This window comes from Kitasatospora sp. NPDC058965 (assembly GCF_042741245.1).
Classification (GTDB): domain Bacteria; phylum Actinomycetota; class Actinomycetes; order Streptomycetales; family Streptomycetaceae; genus Kitasatospora.
In genome coordinates this window covers 1-17,151 of the sequence record NZ_JBHYKG010000058.1, presented here as the reverse complement: position 1 = coordinate 17,151, position 17,151 = coordinate 1, and the positions used below count along the sequence as shown (strand labels likewise).

The window sequence follows — 17,151 nt, the reverse complement described above, 5'->3', positions numbered from 1 at the left end:
TGGTGCCTCCGCACCATCCGGAGGACCCCAGTGACCGAGTCGAAGCCCCGCCCCCTCATCTCCGTGCAGGAGCGTCTGCGCGACCAGGTCGCGCACGCCCTGCGGGCCGCGCTGATCTCGGGCGAGCTGCGTCCCGGGGTGGTCTACTCCGCGCCCGCGCTGGCGGCGGACTTCGGGGTCTCGGCCACGCCGGTGCGCGAGGCGATGCTCGACCTGGCCCGCGAGGGCCTGGTCGAGGCGGTGCGCAACAAGGGCTTCAGGGTCACCGAGATGACCGAGCGGGACCTGGACGACTTCACCGAGATCCGCGCGCTGATCGAGGTCCCGACGGTGGGCCGGGTCACCCGCACCGCCACCGCCGAGCAGTTGGAGGCGCTGCGCCCGGACGCGGAGGCGATCGTGGCCGCCGCCCGGGCCCACGACCTGATCGGCTACCTGGAGGCGGACCGCCGGTTCCACCTCTCGCTGCTCGCCCTGGCCGGCAACACCCGCCTGGTCGAGGTGGTCGGCGACCTGCGCAAGCGCTCCCGCCTGTACGGCCTGACCCGCCTGGACCAGCGCGGCGAGCTGGTCTCCTCCGCCGAGGAGCACCTGGAGCTGCTCGACCTGATGCTCACCGGCGACGCCGACGCCGCCGAGGCCTGCATGGCCCGCCACCTGGGCCACATCCGCTCGCTCTGGGCCGAGGGCCGCGAGGAGGCGGCGGAGCGCCCGGCACTGCGGCTGGGGATGCGGTAGGGCTGCTCACCGATCGGGTGACGCGCAGGTGATTGCCCCCGGGGCGTGGCCGCTGCCTACCATGCTGTGAGCGATACCTGGCCCTTACGGAGGTTGCCGATGTCCGCCGCTGCGGTAGAGCACCCGGTCCACCAGCCGACGCTCCTTGAGCTGGCCGACGAGATCTCGGACAAGCACCCGGGCTATCGCGTCGAGATCCTGGGGAGTCAGATCACCGTGACGCCACCGGCTGACATGCAGCACGCCGCAGCCTTGACCGATCTCTCGGTCTGGCTCGCCACTGCTGGTCTGCACAGCAAGGAATCCAAGGTCCTGCAGGCCATCGGCCTCTGGCTGCCGGAAGGTCCGTCGGACTACGCGATCCCGGACCTCGCTGTGGTGGAAGCCGACTGCGCCGACCACTTGATCGAGTACAACTGCTACGACCCGGTGGTCTTCCGGATGGTGCTGGAGGTGACCTCCTCCGATTACGGCACCGACCTCAGCATCAAGCCCAGGCTGTACGCCGGCGCCGGCATCCCCGTCTACGTGATCGTCGACCGCACGTCCCGCCTGGTCCGCGTCCTCACCGAGCCCCGGGACGGCGAGTACCGCGTCCACGCCGTCCACCGCCCCGGGGAGTCCTTCACCCTGCCCGCCTCGATCGGCGCCGAGGTGACGCTAGCGGTCGACGCCGTGCTCGGGCCCGAGAAGTAGCCGCCCGTCCACCATCTCCACCGCCCGGTCGACCCGGTCCAGCTGGTCGCGGTCGTGGGTGACCATCACCGTCGCCGTGCGGTGCTCGCGGGTCACGGCGGCGAGCAGGTCGACGATCTGGGCGCCGCGCTCGTGGTCCAGCGCCGAGGTGGGCTCGTCCACCAGCAGGACCGCGGGGTCGCCGAACAGCGCCCGCGCGATGTTGACCCGCTGGCGCTCGCCGCCGGACAGCTGGTGCGGGCGGCGCTGCTGCTTGGGGCCGGTCAGGCCGACCGAGGCGAGCAGCTCCTCGGCCCGGGCACGGGCCGCGCGCGGGCGCTCGCCGCGCAGGTCGGCCAGCACCAGCAACTGCTCCACCGCGGTCAGCGAGGCCAGCAGGTTGGACTGCTGGAAGACGATCCCCAGCTTCTCCCGGCGCAGCGCCGTCCGCTCGCGCGGGCTGAGCGCGCCGGTGTCCTGACCGTCTATCAGCACCTGGCCCCGGTCCGGGGTCAGCAGCGTGGCCGCGACCGCGAGCAGGCTGGACTTGCCGGAGCCGGACGGCCCGGCGACCGCCAGGAACTCCCCGGGGGCTACGGCGAGCGAGACCCGGTCCAGCGCGGTCAGCCGCGCCTCGCCGTCCGGGTAGGTCAGCGTGACGTCGCACAGCGCCAGGCCGGTGCAGGTGGACACGGCGGACAGGGTGGCGGTCATCGGGCTGCTCCCAGGGCGGTGATCGGGTCGACGGAGGTGATGCGGCGCACCGCCAGCGCGGCGCCGAGCAGGCCGAGCACCACCATGACGGCCACCGGGACCGCCACGCTGGCCGCGCTCAGCTCGAACGGGACGCCGGCCGAGGCGACCGCCCCGCCGACCGCGCCGACCGCGCCGCCGAGCAGCGCGCCGCCCAGCAGGACGGCGGCCGCCTGGGAGAGCGCGTCGCGCACCAGGTAGCCGCTGCTGGCGCCGACCGCCTTGAGCACCGCGATGTCGGGCTTGCGCTGCACCGTCCAGACGGTGAAGAAGGCGCCGACCACCAGCGCGCTGACCGCGAACAGGAAGCCCTGGATCAGCTGCAGGCTGCCCTGCTCGGCGGCGAAGCCGTCGATCCCGGCCAGCGCGTCGGCGAGGGTCACCGCCTTGGTGCCGGGGACCGGGGTCCCGGAGCTGCCGGAGAGCGCCAGCGCGGTCGGCTGGGTCTGGCCGCTGACCGCCTGCCAGGTGGGGACGGTGGTCCACACGGTCGGCGCGTGCGCGTAGGAGCGGTCGGCGGTGATCGCCGAGACGGTCAGCGTCTTCGGCCCTATCCGGACCTGCTGACCGACCGCCAGGTGGTTGTCCGCGGCGGTCTTGGCGCCGACCGCGACCTCGCCGTCCTGCGGGGCGCGGCCGCCGTCCAGCGGGGGCAGCATCGCCGGGTCGGTGCCGACCACGCTGACCGCGGTGGCCGCGCCCTGCCCGGTCAGCCTGGTCATCGACAGGCCGAGCGGGTGCGCGGCACGCACGCCGGGAGCGGCGGCCCAGTCGGCCGCCTGGGCCGGGGTGACGGAGCTGGAGCTGAAGGAGACGGTCGGGTCGGCGCCGGCGGGGGCGCCGAACACGATCCGGTCCGCGGGCAGGTCGGCGATGGTCGCGGAGGCGGCGGAGGCCAGCCCGCCGGTGAGTCCGTAGAGGAACACCACGAGTGTGGTGATCATCGTGACCACTGCGCCCATCAGGGCGAAGCGGCCCCGGGCGAAGCGGATGTCCCGCAGGGCGACGAACACGGAGGAGAACCTTCTGGGTCGGGGACGGCTGAGCAGTACCCCTCCACCGTCGCGGTTCCCGCGCGGCATTCCATCGGGGAGAGGAGTGGCATCGCAGCCCGCCCGCAGGTGGAGCCGGGAATCCATCGAACGGTTGATGCCCCGGTGGCCGGATCCGGGCCGGTCAGCCCGTAACCTCGGATGGCGTGAACCGTCTCGACCTGCCGCCCGCCCCGGGCAGCCCCGACCCGGGCGCCGGACCGGAGCCCGAGGACCATGGTGCTGCCACGCCGGCCCTGCGGTGGCTGAACCTCGCCCTGCACGGGCTGTTCTTCACCCTGCTGGCGGTGCTGGTGCTGCGCGGACTGGTCGGCGGGCAGTTGGGCGGTGCCGGCCTCGCGCTCTCGCTGCTGCTGGGCGCCGGCTACGTGCTGGGCGCGGTGGTGCCCAGGATCAGGTCGGACCGCGGCTGGGCGCTGGGCTGGCTGGGCGCGGTGATCGCGCTGTGGGCCGCGCTGGTGCTGCTCCACCCGGAGTTCGGCTACCTGGCCTTCCCGCTCTACTTCGTCTGCCTGCACCTGCTGACCACCCGGTGGGCGGTGGCGGCGGTGGTCGGGCTGACCGCCGTCGTGGTGCTGGCCCAGGCCGGCACGGAAGGCGGGCTGACCACCGCCAAGGTGCTCGGCCCGGTGGCCGGTCTGCTGGTCGCGCTGCTCACGGCCTACGGCTACGCCGCGCTGTACCGGGAGGGCCGCGAGCGCCAGCAGCTGATCGACGACCTGGTGCGCACCCGCGGCGAGCTGGCCGCCACCCAGCGCGAGGCCGGTCGGCTCGCCGAGCGCCAGCGGCTGGCCGCCGAGATCCACGACACCCTGGCCCAGGGCCTGTCGAGCATCGTGCTGCTGACCCGCTCGGCCGAGTCCGCGCTGCCCGCCGACCCGGCCACCGCCGCCGAGCGGATCGCCGAGGTGGGCCGCACCGCCGCCGAGAACCTCGCCGAGGCCCGCAGCTTCGTGCACGCGCTCACCCCGCCCGCCCTGCAGGGCCGCACCCTGAGCGAGGCGCTCGGCCGCCTCGCCGGGCGGTCCGGCGCGGCCTTCCATCCGGACGGCGATCCGTACCCCCTCCCGGTGGAGGTGGAGGTGGCGCTGCTGCGGCTGACCCAGGAGGCGCTGGCCAACGCGGTGCGGCACGCCGCCGCGCAGCGGATCGCGGTGACCCTCAGCTACTTGGACAACGAGGTGACCTTGGACGTGTTCGACGACGGCGTCGGCTTCGACCCGCACGCGACGGCTCGCGCCGCCGACGGGCCCGGCGGCTTCGGCCTGCACGGGATGCGCGAGCGGATCGCCGCGCTCGGCGGCCGGCTGACCGTGGAGTCCGCGCCCGGCGAGGGCACGGTGGTGGCGGTCTCGCTGCCGCTGCAGGGGGCGCTGCCGGCGCCGACCGGTGCGGCCGGCCCGGCGGGTGCCCGGTGATCCGGGTGCTGCTGGTGGACGACCACCCGGTGGTCCGCCGCGGCCTGCGCGCCCTGGTCGACGAGCTGCCCGAGCTGACCGCGGTGGGCGAGGCGGGCGACGGTGCCGAGGCGCTGGCGCTGCTGGCGGGCCTCGCGGAGCGCGGCGAGCCCCGGCCGGACGTGGTGCTGATGGACCTGCAGATGGGCGCCGGCATGCACGGGGTGGAGGCGACCAGGCGGATCACCGCGCTGCCCGACCCGCCCGCCGTGCTGATCCTGACCACCTACAGCACCGACGCCGACATCCTGACCGCGGTCGAGGCCGGTGCCACCGGCTACCTGCTCAAGGACGCCCCGCCGCAGGACCTGGTCGCCGCCGTGCAGGCCGCGGCCCGGGGCGAGACGGTGCTCGCGCCCCCGGTGGCGGCCCGGCTGCTCGGCCGGGTGCGCGCCGGGCGGCCCAGCCTCTCGCCCCGGGAGGCCGAGATCCTGCAGCTGCTCGCGGCGGGGCTGGCGAACCGTCAGATCGCCAAGCAGCTGTTCATCAGCGAGGCCACGGTGAAGACGCACCTGGTGCACATCTACGAGAAGCTCGGCGTGGACAGCCGCACCGCCGCCATCGCCGCCGGGCTGAGCACCGGTCTGATCCGTCCGGCCTGAGCCGGCCCGGACGTGGTGGTCCGGCCGGGACGGCTGACTCGTGGTCGAGCCGCCCCGGCCGGACGGTCAGGAGGGCGTCAGCCCTTGGTCACGCAGGCGTTGGCCGCGTTGGACCACAGGCCCTGGAGGTCGAAGCTGCCGGTGGACAGGGGCACGAAGGCGTCCATGTTCTCGCAGGCGTCGCCGATCTCGCCGTTGCCGCCGTTCCAGCCGATGCTGGGCCAGAAGTCGGTGACGGTCTCCGCGTACTCGTGCGTCTCGGTGGACTCGATGCCGGACAGCGCCCGGCCGTCCTGCAGCGTGGTGCAGCCGTCGATGCCGGTGTCCGGCACGTAGGGCAGGTTGGTGTAGGCCAGCGTGCCGTAGGAGCTGCTGGTCTTGTCGTGCCAGGCGCAGAAGCCGCTGCTCGGGAAGCCGTCGGGGTGGGTCCCGGTCGCCGAGACCACCACGTACTGGGCGTTCAGGTTCGGCGCCTGGGTGGTGTTGCCGAAGTGCTGGGCGGCCTTGGCCGCCTCGGCGCCGATCTGCGCGGCGGTGGCGTTGGTCGGGGCGGCCGCCGAGTTGTCGAACCAGGTGCCCATCAGCGGGGTGCTGGTCGGGTGCTGCACGTGGGTGCCCTTGGTGCCGCAGCTGACGGTGCCCTTCGCCACGCCCTCGCAGTACTGGTTGAGGATCGGGCCCCAGGTGTCCTGGGCGCCGTACAGGCCCTTGAACATCGCCTGCAGGTCGGGTGCGACGCCGGCCGGGTCGCTGGACCACTGCGACCCCCAGAACACCAGGTAGACCTTCGGAGTGGGGGAGACCACGCCCTGGGTGGCGCTGGAGCGGACCGAGAGGGTGCTGGTCGAGCGGGCCGCGGTGGACGAGGCGTGCACGCCCTGGTGCTGCGACTTGACGCCGAAGTGGGTGGCGCCGGCGGTGGCGGTGGCCGGGGTGGCGCCGACGAAGCCGACGGTGGCCAGCGCGGCCGCGGCGAGCAGCGCGAGCGGGGTGCGGGGGCGGATGGGCATGGGGGAGTCCTCCCGGTGTGAGGGGTCACGGGATGCCGGACGTGCGGGGAATGCGGGGGGAGTGCGGGGGAGTGCGGGGGTGCGCCGCTACCCAAGCAGTCCGGCCGGGGAGGCGTCCATACCTCGAACATGACAAGACAAAAGATTTTACTGACTCGACATCAGGAGACGGTGGTTTGTCCTGACAAGGCGGCCCGCGTCAGGAGAATCTGACGCGGGCCGCGCGAGCTCGGCCGGGCGGGCCGGGCTCAGCAGACCGGGACGAGCACCGTCAGCACGAACCGGTGCGGGTCCGGGTTGGCCGGCGCCTCCTGGGTGAGCGTCACCGGGATGCTGCTGCCGGGCGCGGCCGCCGGGTCCACCTGCAGCGCGAAGCCGCGGTTGTAGTTCGCCCAGGTGTTGTTCACGATGTCCGGGCAGGTCGCGGTGGTGCCGTCGGCCGAGATCACGCACGGGTTCGAGGCGGGCGCCGAGTCGAGCCACTTGGACCCCGGCGGCAGTTGGGCGATCAGCCGGCCGCGCCACGGGTAGTCGGTGGACGGCCCGAGGTTGCGCTCCAGGATCTCGAAGTCGGCCGGATTGCCCGGCGCGGCCGGCTTCGGCGGGCGCCACAGCTGCAGCACGGCGTCGGTCACCGGCGCGGAGGTGTCGAAGCTCCAGCTGGTCGAGGAGTCGTCCGGGTTCTGCGCCGGGTCCCAGCTGACCACCGCCGTGCCGCCGGGGTAGCTCGCCGGGCCGGGGGTGGTGCTGATCGTGTTGGCGAAGATCCGCTCGGTCTCGCAGGAGGCCGGCTGCAGGCCCTGCGCGACCGCGAACCGGATCCAGTTCCAGCCGCCGTCCACCGGCCCGGCGTGGTCGGTGTTCAGGACCAGCCCGGGGTTGCCCGGCCCGTTGACCACCAGGGTGGCCGAGGCCGGGGTCTCGGTCCCGTTGTTGCAGACCGTCACCAGGACCGTCCCCACGGCGCCGGGCGCGGTCGGGAAGGACGGCGGGCTGACCGTCACGCTCAGGTCCTTGGCGTAGGTCGACCGGTGCGCGGCGCCGGAGCGGACCGCCGGGCCGACGAACGTGTGCGGCGACTGCGACACGATCGAGGGCAGCACGGCGGGTCGGCCCGCCTGGGCGGGCGACCGGGCGGGGGCGGCCGGGGCCTGGGCGCCGGGGAGGGTGGTCGGGGCGGCCTGGGCGGCCTGGGCGAGCGGCAGCGGCAGCAGCAGGGCGGCCGCGAGCAGGGCGGGAATCCGCATCGGGGGTACTCCGGTGATCGGGCTCGGTGAACGTCGTCGTTCGCTTGCGAAGCTACGCAGGGTCAGGGGCGCTCGCGTTGCGGAGTTACTCCGCCCGGTGGGCGGCACCGGCTGTGGGAGGATCGTGCGATGCCCTCAGACCACCCGATCGCCCCCGCTCCGCCCGCACCCGGGCCGCCCAGTGCCTCGCCCCGGGGCGCCGCCGCCCGGGCCCAGGTGCTGGCCGCGGCCGCCGAGCTGTTCACCCGCGACGGGTACGCCGCCACCACCACCCGGGCGGTGGCCGAGCGCGCGGGCCTGCGCCAGGGCACGCTGTACCACCACTTCGCGGCCAAGGAGGACATCCTCGCCACCCTGCTCGAAGGCACCGTCGCCCCCTCGCTGGAGTGCGCGCTCCGGCTGCTGGCGCTGGCCGAGCCGGTGCCCGGGGCGCGGCTGTGGGCGCTGGTGCGCTTCGACACCGAGCTGCTGATGGGCGGGCTGTCCAACCTCGGCGCCCTCTACCAGCTGCCCGAGGTGCGCGGCGAGCGGTTCGCCCGGTTCCGGCAGGTCCGGTGCGAGCTGGCCGGTGCCTACCGCGGCCTGCTCGCCCCGCTGGACCGGCTGGACGAGGCGGAGCTGCGGCTGCGCGCGGAGCTGGTGCTCGGCCTGGTCGAGGGCTCGGTCGCGGTGGCCCGCGAGTGCGCCGAGCAGGAGGCCGCGGTGGTCCCGGAGGCGGTGGCGGACGCGGCGGTGCGGCTCGCCTCGCCCGACGGCTGCGACCGGGCGCGGCTGGCCGCGGTGCGCGCGGCGGGACTCGCGCTCGGCGGCGCGGGGGCCGCGGACTGACGGTCCGTAGAGTGGCCTGGTGCTGACCCTCCAGGACCTGCGACTGCCCGTCATCGCCGCCCCCATGGCGGGCGGTGCGTCCACCCCCGAGCTGGTCGCGGCCGTGAACGCGGCCGGCGGCCTGGGCTTCCTGGCGGCCGGCTACCGCAGCGCGGCCGCGCTGGGCGAGCAGATCGCCCGGACCCGGCGGCTCACCGACCGGCCGTTCGGCGTCAACCTGTTCGTCCCGGCCGCCACCGACCCGGTCGCGCTGGCCGGCCTGCCCGGCTACCGGGCGCGGCTGCTCCCCGAGGCCGCCGCGCTCGGCGTCGAGCTGCCGGAGCGGATCCCGCCGGACGACGAGGACTGGGCCGCCAAGGTCGAGGCGCTGCTGGCCGACCCGGTGCCGCTGGTCTCGTACACCTTCGGCCTGCCGGACGCCGCCGAGGCGGCGGCGCTGCGCGCGGTGGGGACCGCCCAGCTGGCGACGGTGACCAGCCCGGCCGAGGCCCGGGCGGCGGCGGCCCTGGGGATGGACGCGCTGTGCGTGCAGGGGCCGGAGTCGGGCGGGCACCGCGGCACCCACCGGGTCGCGGCGGAGCCGGGCCGCGAGCCGCTGGCCGCGCTGCTCGCCGCGGTGCGCGACTGCGTCCCGCTGCCGCTGGTGGCGGCGGGCGGCCTCGGGGACGGGCCGGCGATCGCGGCCGCGCTGGCGGCCGGCGCCGCGGCCGTCCAGCTCGGCACCGCCTACCTGCTCGCCGACGAGGCCGGCACCGCACCGGGCCACCGCGCGGCGCTCACCGATCCGGCGTTCACCGATCCCGCGTTCACCGGGACCGTGCTGACCCGCGCCTTCACCGGCCGGGTGGCCCGCGGCCTGCGCAACGCGTTCACCGACCGGCACGCGGGCCAGGCCCCGCCCGCCTACCCCGAGGTGCACCACCTGACCGCCCCGCTGCGCGCGGCGGCCGCCCGGGCCGGGCGGACGGACTCGATGCACCTGTGGGCGGGCACGGCCTACCGGCTCGCCCGGCCCGGCCCGGCGGGCGAGATCACCGAGCGGCTCTGGCGCGCCGCCCGCTGACGGGCCGTCACGCGCGCGGCAGCTGCTCCTCGATCGCGGCGAGCACCGCGGCGTCCTCCGGCTCGGTGCGCGGGCGGAACCGGGCGACGACCTCGCCCTCGGCGGAGAGCAGGAACTTCTCGAAGTTCCACTGCACGTCGCCCGCGGCCCCCTCGGCGTCCGCGACGGCGGTCAGCTCGGCGTACAGCGGGTGCCGGGCGTCCCCGTTCACGTCGAGCTTCTCCAGCAGCGGGAAGGAGACGCCGTAGGTGGTGGAGCAGAAGGTCTGGATCTCCTCGGCGCTGCCCGGCTCCTGCCCGGCGAACTGGTTGCACGGCACGCCCAGCACGGTGAACCCGCGCTCGCCGAACTGCTGCTGCAGCCGCTCCAGGCCGGCGTACTGCGGCGTCAGCCCGCACTTGGACGCCACGTTGACGACCAGCACGGCCTTGCCCTTGTACGCGGCCAGGCTGGTGGGCTGCCCGGCGAGGGTGTGCAGCGGGATCTCGGTGAGGGTGGTCATGTCGGTCCTTCCGGTGACGGTCGATCGGCGACCACGGTAACGCCGGCGGGCCCGGGTTTGTGCCCCGACCCGGACGAGGTCCGCCGCGTCAGCCCCGGCGGGGCCGCGCCGCGTACCCGGCTGCGACGAGCGCGCACCCCACCAGCACCACCAGGCCGACCACCCGCAGGCCGGCGTCCATGCCCGCGGCGACGTGGCCCGGGTGGCCCGCGAGCAGGGAGCCCGAGACGGCGACGCCCAGGGCGGCGCCGATTTCGCGGGCGGCGGTGTTCAGGCCGGAGCCGAGGCCCGCCCGGCGGGCGGGGAGCCCGCCGACCACGGTGGCGGTCAACGACGGCATGCACAGTCCGCTGCCCACGGAGAGCAGCACCAGCCAGGCGGCGTACCGCCCGTACGGGGTGTCCGCGTCGCAGCCGGCGAGCAGCAGCAGCCCGGCCCCGATCAGGGCGAGGCCGCCGACCGCGAGCGGGGCGTGGCCGGTGCGCGGGGCGAGGCGGGCGGCGAGCCGGGGGACCAGGATCATCCCGACCGTCACCGGGGCGACGGCCAGTCCGGTCAGGGTCGGCGAGTACCCCTTGGCGTCCTGGAGGTACTGCGCGTTGACGAAGAACAGCCCGAACAGCCCGAAGAAGCTGAGCGCCGTCCCCAGCAGCCCCGCGCACAGCCGCGGCGAGCGCAGCAGCCGCGGGTCGAAGAGCGGGCGCGGCGTGCGCAGCGCGTGCCCGGCGAAACCGAGCGCCAGCAGTGCGGCGGCCCCGAAGGCCAGCAGCACCCGCGCCGAGTCCCAGCCCCGGTGCGGCCCCTCCACGATCCCGTCGACCAGGGCCAGCACCGCCGCGATCAGCAGGACGGAGCCGAGCGGGTCCAGTGCGGCCGCCCGGTCCTGCGGCGAGGCGGGGGCCCGACGCGCCGTCAGCACCGCCAGCAGCGCGGCCAGCGGCACCGCCAGCGCGAACAGCGCCCGCCAGGAGAGGAACTGGCCCAGCACGCCGCCGAGCAGGTTCCCCGCCAGCCCGCCGACGCCGAGCGCGAGGGTCCAGGCCGCCAGCGCCCCGGCCCGGTCGGCCGGCCCGGTCAGCTGCACCACCAGGGCCAGCGTGGCCGGCATGATCAGCGCCGCGCCCGCCCCGCAGAGCGCCCGGCCGGTGATCAGCAGCGCCACGTCCGGCGCGGCGGCGCTCACCGCGGCGCCCAGGGCGAAGAGCGCCAGCCCGGCGACCAGGGCCTGCTTGCGCCCGTACCGGTCGCCGAGGGCGCCGGCCGGGATCAGCAGTCCGGCGAAGACGATGACGTAGGCGTCCACCGTCCACAGCAGTTGACCGGGCGTCGGGTGCAGTGCGGAGGCGGCGAGTCGGGTGATCAGCAGGTTGACGGCGGCGACCATGCCCTGCGCCGTGCCGGCGCAGACGCAGAGCAGCAGCAGGAGCGCCCGGGTCAGGGCCGGCGGCGGTGGCGCGGTGGCGGCGGCATGGGGCGGAACGCCCAGGGCAGCACGGGACACGGCTCTCCTCGGAGCGGGATCGGTGGGATGCGCTCACCGTAGACTCGGCCCCGACCTGTCGACCAGTGCAAGTTCTGCAAGGAGGGATTGCGTGTGACGCAATCGGGCCTGGACCTCAACCTGCTGCTCGCCCTGGACGTGCTGATCGAGGAGTCCAGCGTGCGCGGCGCGGCCGCCCGCCTGCACCTGTCCGAGCCCGCGATGAGCCGCACGCTCGGCCGGATCCGCGCGGCCCTGGGCGACCCGGTGCTGGTCCGGGCCGGCCGCGGCCTGGTGCCCACCCCGCGCGCCCTGGCGATCCACGCCGAGGTCCGTGAGGTGGTGGAGCGGGCCCGCGCGGTCTTCGTCGCCGGCGCGGACCCCGATCTGCGCAGCACCGTGCGCACGTTCACCGTGATCGCCTACGACGCCCTGCCCGCCGCGCTGGCCGCCCCGCTGCTCGCCCGGGTCCGGGACCAGGCCCCCGGCGTGCGGCTGCGCTTCCTGACCGAGGCGCACCTGGACCGGCCGGTGCTGCGCGAGGGGGTGGCGGACCTGGAGGTCGGGGTGATCGACAGTCGGCTGCCGGAGGTCCGGGTGGAGCAGCTCTACCAGGAGCGGATGATCGGCGTGGTCCGCCGCGGCCACCCGCTGCTGGACGGCCCGATCACACCCGAGCGGTACGCGGCCACCGAGCACCTGGTGGTCTCCCGCCGGGGCCGGATGCGCGGGCCGGTGGACCTGGCGCTGGGCGAGCTGGGGCTGGAGCGGACGGTCTGCGCCACCGTCGGCTCGCTCGGCTCCTCGCTCTTCGTGCTGCGCGACACCGACCTGACCGGCCTGCTGCCCGCCCGCAACGCCCAGCTGGCCGAGATCCTGGGCCTGGTGACCTTCCCCGTCCCGCTCCCGCTGCCGCCGCTCCCGTTCGCGATGGCCTGGCACCCGCGGCACGACGCCGACGCCGCGCACCGCTGGCTGCGCGGGCAACTGCGCGAGGTGGCCCGCGAGCTGCCGCAGTGACGCAGGTCACACTCGTTCCGGTGGCCGGGCATGTCACATTCCGGCCCGCTGTTCCGTCGACCCTGTGCAACGGTCCGCACGGCTAAGGAGACAGACCATGGACGCCCGACTCAACCTCTTCGGCAACCCGATCGCCGCCAAGTTCCTCAAGCACATCAACGCCGCCGGCCAGGTGCTCGCGGACTCGGGGGTGCCGCACGCCACCCAGGAGCTGGTGAAGCTGCGGGCCAGCCAGATCAACGGCTGCGGCTTCTGCACCGACATGCACAGCAAGGACGCCCTGCACGCCGGGGAGACCCAGACCCGGCTCAACCTGGTCGCCGCCTGGCGCGAGGCCACCTGCTTCACCGAGGCCGAGCGCGCGGCCCTGGAGCTGACCGAGCAGGGCACCCGGATCGCGGACGCGGCCGGCGGGGTCGGCGACGCGGCCTGGGCCGCGGCGGCCGAGCAGTACGACGAGGACCAGCTGGCCGGCCTGGTCTCGCTGATCGCGCTGATCAATGCGTACAACCGGCTGAACGTCATCGTCCAGCAGCCGGCCGGCGACTACCAGCCCGGCATGTTCGGCTGACGGTCGGCGCGCGACCGTTGGGGGGTGGCGGTCCGCCGCCCCCCAACGGGCCGTCAGGCGGTGAAGGCCTGCTGGTACGCCGGGCCGGCGATCGGCCGGCGGGCGTAGAACGACTCGGGCAGGTCGAAGGCGGCCACCAGGGACAGCGCGTGGTCGGCCAGTCGGTCCAGGGCCGCCTCCTGGAGCCGCGGGAGCTGGTCGGCCTGAGCGGCCGTCAGCTGCCCGGCGGCCAGCAGCAGCGCGCCGTGGCCCTCCAGTCGGCGCACGCCGAACAGTTGGTGCAGGTCGAGCAGCAGGGCGCGGGCGGTCTCGTCCCGCGCGGCCCGGGCCCAGGCGAGCAGCTCGGCCGCCGCGTCGTGCTCGGCCCGCGCGGTGACCGCGGCGAGCGCGTCCGGGGCCGCCGCGTTCCACCGGCGCAGGCTGTCGCCGGGCGGGGCCTGGTGCAGGCGGGTGCGGGCGCGGTCCAGGCGCAGTTCGCCGGCCGCCCGCAGCAGGGCCTGGCGGACGGCGGGGTCGGCGAGGTCGGTCGGGTCGGCAGGGTCGGCCGGGTCGGCGGGGTCGGCGGGGTCGGCCGGGTCACCGGAGGCGGGGTGCGGTGCCGCGGCCCGCTGCTGCGGCACCGCGGACTCCGGCGCGCGGTTCAGCAGCAGTTCCGCGCCGGCCTTGGCCCAGAGCGCGAGGTTGTCGCCCTCCGCGGTGATGGTGCCCTCCACGTCCGCCAGGTAGGCGGTGATCCCGTTGACCGGGAGCAGGCCCTGGGCGCCGCACCGCTCCCGGGCCACCACGATCAGGTCGCGCGCCTGCCAGGTGGCCCAGCCCTTGGCGACGGCGACCTGCCGCTCGGCGTCGGCCGCCTGCGCCGGGTCGGCCGGGTCGTGCCCGACCCACCGCTCCACCGTCGCGCGGTGCAGCGCGGTGGCCGCGAACGCGGTGGCCAGGCCCGCCAGCAGCGGTGCGTGGTGGCTGCGGTGCGCCCAGACCGGCACCCGGCGGTCGGCCCGGGCGCCGGAGATCTCGCGGTGGTGCGCGTAGCGGACCGCGAGGGCGAGGGCCGCCCGGGCACCGGCCACCGCGCTCGCGGTCATGCACAGCTTGCCGACGGTCACCCGGCCGATCGCGGTCAGGAAGCGCTTGCGCCGGGCGCCGAGCGCGCTGCTGAAGGTGCCGTCGTCGGCGAGCCGGCCGTGCGCGCCGGTGAGCAGGGCCTCCCGCGGCAGGCGGACCCGGTCGAAGGCGGTCAGGCAGTGGTCGACCGGGCTGCCGGGCCGCAGCGGCAGCGGGCGGACGGTGACGCCGGGCAGCGGACCGGCCTCGTCGGTCAGCGGGGTGAGGAAGAGGAAGATCCCGTGGTCCCTGCCGTCCACCCGCAGGCGCGCGGCCACCAGGGCTGACTTCGGACCGCCGGCCGGACCGGTGTTCGGCATGAACTTCTGCGCCGCCGGGCCCGGCGTGTGCAGGATGAACGTTCCGTCGGTGCGGTCGTGGTCGGCGACCGTCTCCAGCGCGGCGGCGTCGTTGCCGTGGCCGAGTTCGGTGCAGAGGAAGGTGCCGATCCGGTCCATCCGCAGGTAGGCGTCGAGCGGGCGCTTGGGCGCGGGGTCGTGGTCGAGCAGGGTGCCGAGGAAGAGGTTGTAGTGGATGCCGGCCAGAACGGTCAGGGCGCCGTCCACCGGGGCGGTCCACTCGTGCAGGGCGGCCAGGTGCCGCGGATCTGCGGCCAGGGCGGCGGCGTCGGTCCGGGTGTTCAGCGCGTGCAGTCGGCGGTAGGAGTCGGCGAGCTGCTCGGCGACGGGGAGCTCGGGGCGGCGGTGCATCGCGGGGTCGGCGGCCAGGTCGCGCCACGGCGCGTGGACCCGGGCGGCGTCGGGCCCGAACAGTAACCGGGTCAGCTCCCGAGCGGTGTCGGTGCTGGTGTCTGTGGTGGCGGGCGCGGACCGGTGGTTGATCACAGGTGTCATGGGCTGACCAATGATCAGCTCTCGTGGAGGACACGGCTCTGTGACACAGCTCACCTGGGAGCGGGCGTACCGTCCCAGGTGGGCCGTCCGGCGGGGGATCAGTACGGCGTGTCGAAGCAGGAGGTCTGCTGCCAGGCCGAGGCGCCGTACTGGTTGACCGCCCGCATCGTGACGCAGATGTGGTCGCCGGAGGACGGGCTGTTGATCACGTAGCTGGTGCCGGTGGCGTTGTAGACGGTGTTGATCTTCTTGGTCTGGTTGTCGTACTGGATGTCGTAGCTGGTGGCGTCCGACTGCGTCTGCCACTCCATGGTCAGCGGCATGGTGGCGCAGTAGCCGATGCAGCTGTTGTAGAAGTGCGCGCCGTAGCCGGCCATCGTGGCGGGCGGCGAGCCCTTGGGGGACGGCGCCGGCGCCGGGGCCGGGGTGGACCCGGCGCCGCCGCCGGAGCCGGACGATCCGCCGGAACCGGAGGACCCGCCCGCGGAGCCGGACGACCCGCCGGAGGATCCGCCGCCCGTGGTCCGGGTGCCCGTGCCGCTGCCCGACGATCCGCCCGTGGTGGGCCTGGCCGCGGGCGTCGTCGGGTCGGCCGCGGTCGGGGCGGCGGACGAGGGTGCCGCCGAGGTGGGCGGCGGCGTGGTCGCGGCAGCCCCGCCGGGGGCGGGGCTGCCGGGAGTGGCGGGGGCAGCGGGGACACCGGCCGACGCGGAAGCCGTGGGGCCGGCACTCCTGGCGCCCCCCTCGGTCCGGGTGCTCGCCGAGGTGCCGCCGTCCAGGCCCAGGACGACGGTGACCACCACGGCGGCCACCACTGCCGCGGCCAGCCCGACCAGCAGTGGGCGGCGGCGCAAGCGGCGCGGCTTGGCGGGCGGCTCCGTCGGCGCTCCGCCCGGCGGTGCCGGGGTCGGGGCCGGTTCGACTTCGGCCCCGGGACCGGAGGCGGGCGTCGGCCCCGCGGTCGACCCCGCCCCCGAGTCCGGCTCGGTCGGCGGCGGCGTCGGCGCCGGGACCGGCGTGTCGGCCGCGAACCGGGTGAGCTCGGTGGCGTCGACGGTCGCCCCGCCCAGGTCCAGCGCGGCGGCCAGCTCGCCCGGCGTCGGCCGCTCGCCGGCCTCCTTGGCCAGGCAGCGCCCGAGCAGGTCGACCAGTTCGGCCGGGACGCCTGCCAGGTCCGGCTCCTCGTAGACGATCCGGAAGCCGAAGCCGAACGAGTCGGTCTGGCCGAACGGGTGCTTGCCGGTGACCGCGAAGGCCAGCACCAGCCCCAGTGCGAAGACGTCGGCCGGCGGCCCGACCCGGCCCTTGCCCTGGAGCTGCTCGGGCGCCATGAACTGGGGCGTGCCCAGCAGCACCCCGGTCTGGGTGAGGGTGGTCACCGCCGCGCCGCGGGCGATGCCGAAGTCGATCAGCCGGGGCCCGTCCGGGCCCAGCAGGATGTTGCCGGGCTTGACGTCCCGGTGCACCAGCCCGGCGGCGTGGATCGCCACCAGCGCCTCGGCCAGCCGCATCCCCAACGCCCGTACCGGCACGGTGCCGAGCGGGCCGTGCCGGGTGATCACCGCGTGCAGCGAGGGGCCGGGCACGTACTCGGTGGCCAGCCAGGGCTGCTCCGCGTCGACGTCGTGGTCCACCACCGCGGCGACGTACGGGCCGGAGACGGCCCGGGTCGCGGCCACCTCGCGGCGGAACCGGGCGAGGAAGTCGGCGTCCTGCGCCAGCTCCTCGTTGATCACCTTGACCGCGACCGTCACCCCGTCGCGCCGCCCGAGGTACACCTTGCCCATGCCGCCGGCCCCGAGCACGCCGAGCAGCTCGTAGGGCCCGACCTGCCGCGGGTCCCCGTCCTGGAGCGCCTTCACCCCGCCACCCCCGTCGGTGTCCGGCCGGCCGTCAGGAGTCGGTTGTGCAGCACGGTGAGCAGGTCCCTCTCGGGTCGGGCGGCCGCGCGGTCGCACGGGCAGGGGCGATGATGGCGGGCCGGGCGGCGGGCGTCTTGTCGATATCTGACCCGATGACACCGCCCGGATCCGCGCGCGGCCGGGCCGACTGAATCCGCGGCGGGCGCGGCGCACACGGGGCCGGTGCCGGCCGAGGTCCCGCCGACATCGGGCCGGTGTGCAGGCGCGCACCGGGGGCTGAAGCAGTGTCAGGAGCAAGGGGCGAGGCGATCGGGCCCGGGCACACGGTGGCGC

The 17,151-nt window shown here is 75.6% G+C and carries 16 protein-coding genes; 8 read left to right on the top strand and 8 right to left on the bottom strand.

The genetic code is table 11. The features are described from left to right. Positions 1–30 precede the first annotated feature (30 nt). Entirely contained in the window at positions 31–738 is a 708-nt protein-coding gene (locus ACFW1A_RS12775; protein ID WP_380408091.1) for a GntR family transcriptional regulator, read from the top strand. A 99-nt stretch (positions 739–837) separates the two neighbouring features. Further along, entirely contained in the window at positions 838–1,434 is a 597-nt protein-coding gene (locus ACFW1A_RS12770; RefSeq protein ID WP_380408089.1) for a Uma2 family endonuclease, read from the top strand. Here the strand turns inward: ACFW1A_RS12770 and ACFW1A_RS12765 are convergent. Both ACFW1A_RS12765 and ACFW1A_RS12760 read right to left on the bottom strand, forming a co-directional pair. Next, positions 1,399–2,127, bottom strand: coding sequence for an ABC transporter ATP-binding protein (locus tag ACFW1A_RS12765; protein ID WP_380408087.1), 729 nt, complete (start codon positions 2,125–2,127; stop codon positions 1,399–1,401). The two genes, ACFW1A_RS12770 and ACFW1A_RS12765, sit on opposite strands and share 36 nt — an antisense overlap. Next, on the bottom strand, positions 2,124–3,179 hold the full coding sequence (locus tag ACFW1A_RS12760; RefSeq protein ID WP_380408085.1) for an FtsX-like permease family protein: 1,056 nt from the start codon (positions 3,177–3,179) through the stop codon (positions 2,124–2,126). Before ACFW1A_RS12760 ends, ACFW1A_RS12765 begins: the two co-directional genes overlap by 4 nt. A gap of 185 nt (positions 3,180–3,364) precedes the next feature. Here ACFW1A_RS12760 and ACFW1A_RS12755 point away from each other — a divergent pair, with 185 nt between their 5' ends. Together ACFW1A_RS12755 and ACFW1A_RS12750 are read left to right on the top strand one after the other, a co-directional pair. Continuing rightward, the gene (locus ACFW1A_RS12755) at positions 3,365–4,636 is read left to right on the top strand and encodes a sensor histidine kinase (protein WP_380408083.1); all 1,272 of its coding nucleotides are present in this window, start codon (positions 3,365–3,367) and stop codon (positions 4,634–4,636) included. Then, positions 4,633–5,277, top strand: a complete 645-nt coding sequence (locus ACFW1A_RS12750) for a response regulator (RefSeq protein ID WP_380408081.1) — start codon at positions 4,633–4,635, stop codon at positions 5,275–5,277. Before ACFW1A_RS12755 ends, ACFW1A_RS12750 begins: the two co-directional genes overlap by 4 nt. 77 nt (positions 5,278–5,354) lie before the next feature. On the opposite strand, the gene ACFW1A_RS12745 is transcribed toward ACFW1A_RS12750, so the two are convergent. Both ACFW1A_RS12745 and ACFW1A_RS12740 read right to left on the bottom strand, forming a co-directional pair. Next, positions 5,355–6,287: a hypothetical protein gene (locus ACFW1A_RS12745; RefSeq protein WP_380408079.1), complete on the bottom strand. Its 933-nt coding sequence runs from the start codon at positions 6,285–6,287 to the stop codon at positions 5,355–5,357. A 248-nt stretch (positions 6,288–6,535) separates the two neighbouring features. Then, the gene (locus ACFW1A_RS12740) at positions 6,536–7,534 is read right to left on the bottom strand and encodes a hypothetical protein (protein ID WP_380408077.1); all 999 of its coding nucleotides are present in this window, start codon (positions 7,532–7,534) and stop codon (positions 6,536–6,538) included. Positions 7,535–7,663: 129 nt separating this feature from the next. Here ACFW1A_RS12740 and ACFW1A_RS12735 point away from each other — a divergent pair, with 129 nt between their 5' ends. Both ACFW1A_RS12735 and ACFW1A_RS12730 read left to right on the top strand, forming a co-directional pair. Then, the gene (locus ACFW1A_RS12735; RefSeq protein WP_380408075.1) at positions 7,664–8,362 is read left to right on the top strand and encodes a TetR/AcrR family transcriptional regulator; all 699 of its coding nucleotides are present in this window, start codon (positions 7,664–7,666) and stop codon (positions 8,360–8,362) included. 19 nt (positions 8,363–8,381) lie between these two features. Continuing rightward, a complete protein-coding gene (locus tag ACFW1A_RS12730) occupies positions 8,382–9,425 on the top strand; it encodes a nitronate monooxygenase (RefSeq protein ID WP_380408073.1) in 1,044 nt (347 codons plus the stop codon). A gap of 7 nt (positions 9,426–9,432) precedes the next feature. On the opposite strand, the gene ACFW1A_RS12725 is transcribed toward ACFW1A_RS12730, so the two are convergent. Together ACFW1A_RS12725 and ACFW1A_RS12720 are read right to left on the bottom strand one after the other, a co-directional pair. Continuing rightward, a complete protein-coding gene (locus tag ACFW1A_RS12725; RefSeq protein ID WP_380408072.1) occupies positions 9,433–9,927 on the bottom strand; it encodes a glutathione peroxidase in 495 nt (164 codons plus the stop codon). An 88-nt stretch (positions 9,928–10,015) separates the two neighbouring features. After that, positions 10,016–11,428 carry an MFS transporter gene (locus tag ACFW1A_RS12720; protein WP_380408070.1) on the bottom strand — a complete coding sequence of 471 codons (1,413 nt, stop codon included), beginning with the start codon at positions 11,426–11,428 and terminating at the stop codon, positions 10,016–10,018. An 87-nt stretch (positions 11,429–11,515) separates the two neighbouring features. Here ACFW1A_RS12720 and ACFW1A_RS12715 point away from each other — a divergent pair, with 87 nt between their 5' ends. Further along, entirely contained in the window at positions 11,516–12,427 is a 912-nt protein-coding gene (locus ACFW1A_RS12715; RefSeq protein ID WP_380408068.1) for a LysR family transcriptional regulator, read from the top strand. Positions 12,428–12,524: 97 nt separating this feature from the next. Further along, positions 12,525–12,998, top strand: a complete 474-nt coding sequence (locus ACFW1A_RS12710) for a carboxymuconolactone decarboxylase family protein (protein WP_380408066.1) — start codon at positions 12,525–12,527, stop codon at positions 12,996–12,998. A gap of 53 nt (positions 12,999–13,051) precedes the next feature. On the opposite strand, the gene ACFW1A_RS12705 is transcribed toward ACFW1A_RS12710, so the two are convergent. Continuing rightward, positions 13,052–14,956, bottom strand: a complete 1,905-nt coding sequence (locus tag ACFW1A_RS12705; protein WP_380408064.1) for an acyl-CoA dehydrogenase — start codon at positions 14,954–14,956, stop codon at positions 13,052–13,054. A gap of 98 nt (positions 14,957–15,054) precedes the next feature. After that, entirely contained in the window at positions 15,055–16,818 is a 1,764-nt protein-coding gene (locus tag ACFW1A_RS12700) for a serine/threonine-protein kinase (RefSeq protein WP_380408062.1), read from the bottom strand. Positions 16,819–17,151: the final 333 nt, after the last annotated feature.

Bases quoted from the DNA above. Each gene is read 5' to 3' on its own strand.
- ACFW1A_RS12770 (WP_380408089.1), top strand. From the start codon at position 838: ATGTCCGCCGCTGCGGTAGAGCACCCGGTCCACCAGCCGACGCTCCTT.
- ACFW1A_RS12765 (WP_380408087.1), bottom strand. From the start codon at position 2,127: ATGACCGCCACCCTGTCCGCCGTGTCCACCTGCACCGGCCTGGCGCTG.
- ACFW1A_RS12745 (WP_380408079.1), bottom strand. From the start codon at position 6,287: ATGCCCATCCGCCCCCGCACCCCGCTCGCGCTGCTCGCCGCGGCCGCG.
- ACFW1A_RS12740 (WP_380408077.1), bottom strand. From the start codon at position 7,534: ATGCGGATTCCCGCCCTGCTCGCGGCCGCCCTGCTGCTGCCGCTGCCG.
- ACFW1A_RS12735 (WP_380408075.1), top strand. From the start codon at position 7,664: ATGCCCTCAGACCACCCGATCGCCCCCGCTCCGCCCGCACCCGGGCCG.
- ACFW1A_RS12725 (WP_380408072.1), bottom strand. From the start codon at position 9,927: ATGACCACCCTCACCGAGATCCCGCTGCACACCCTCGCCGGGCAGCCC.
- ACFW1A_RS12710 (WP_380408066.1), top strand. From the start codon at position 12,525: ATGGACGCCCGACTCAACCTCTTCGGCAACCCGATCGCCGCCAAGTTC.
- ACFW1A_RS12705 (WP_380408064.1), bottom strand. From the start codon at position 14,956: ATGACACCTGTGATCAACCACCGGTCCGCGCCCGCCACCACAGACACC.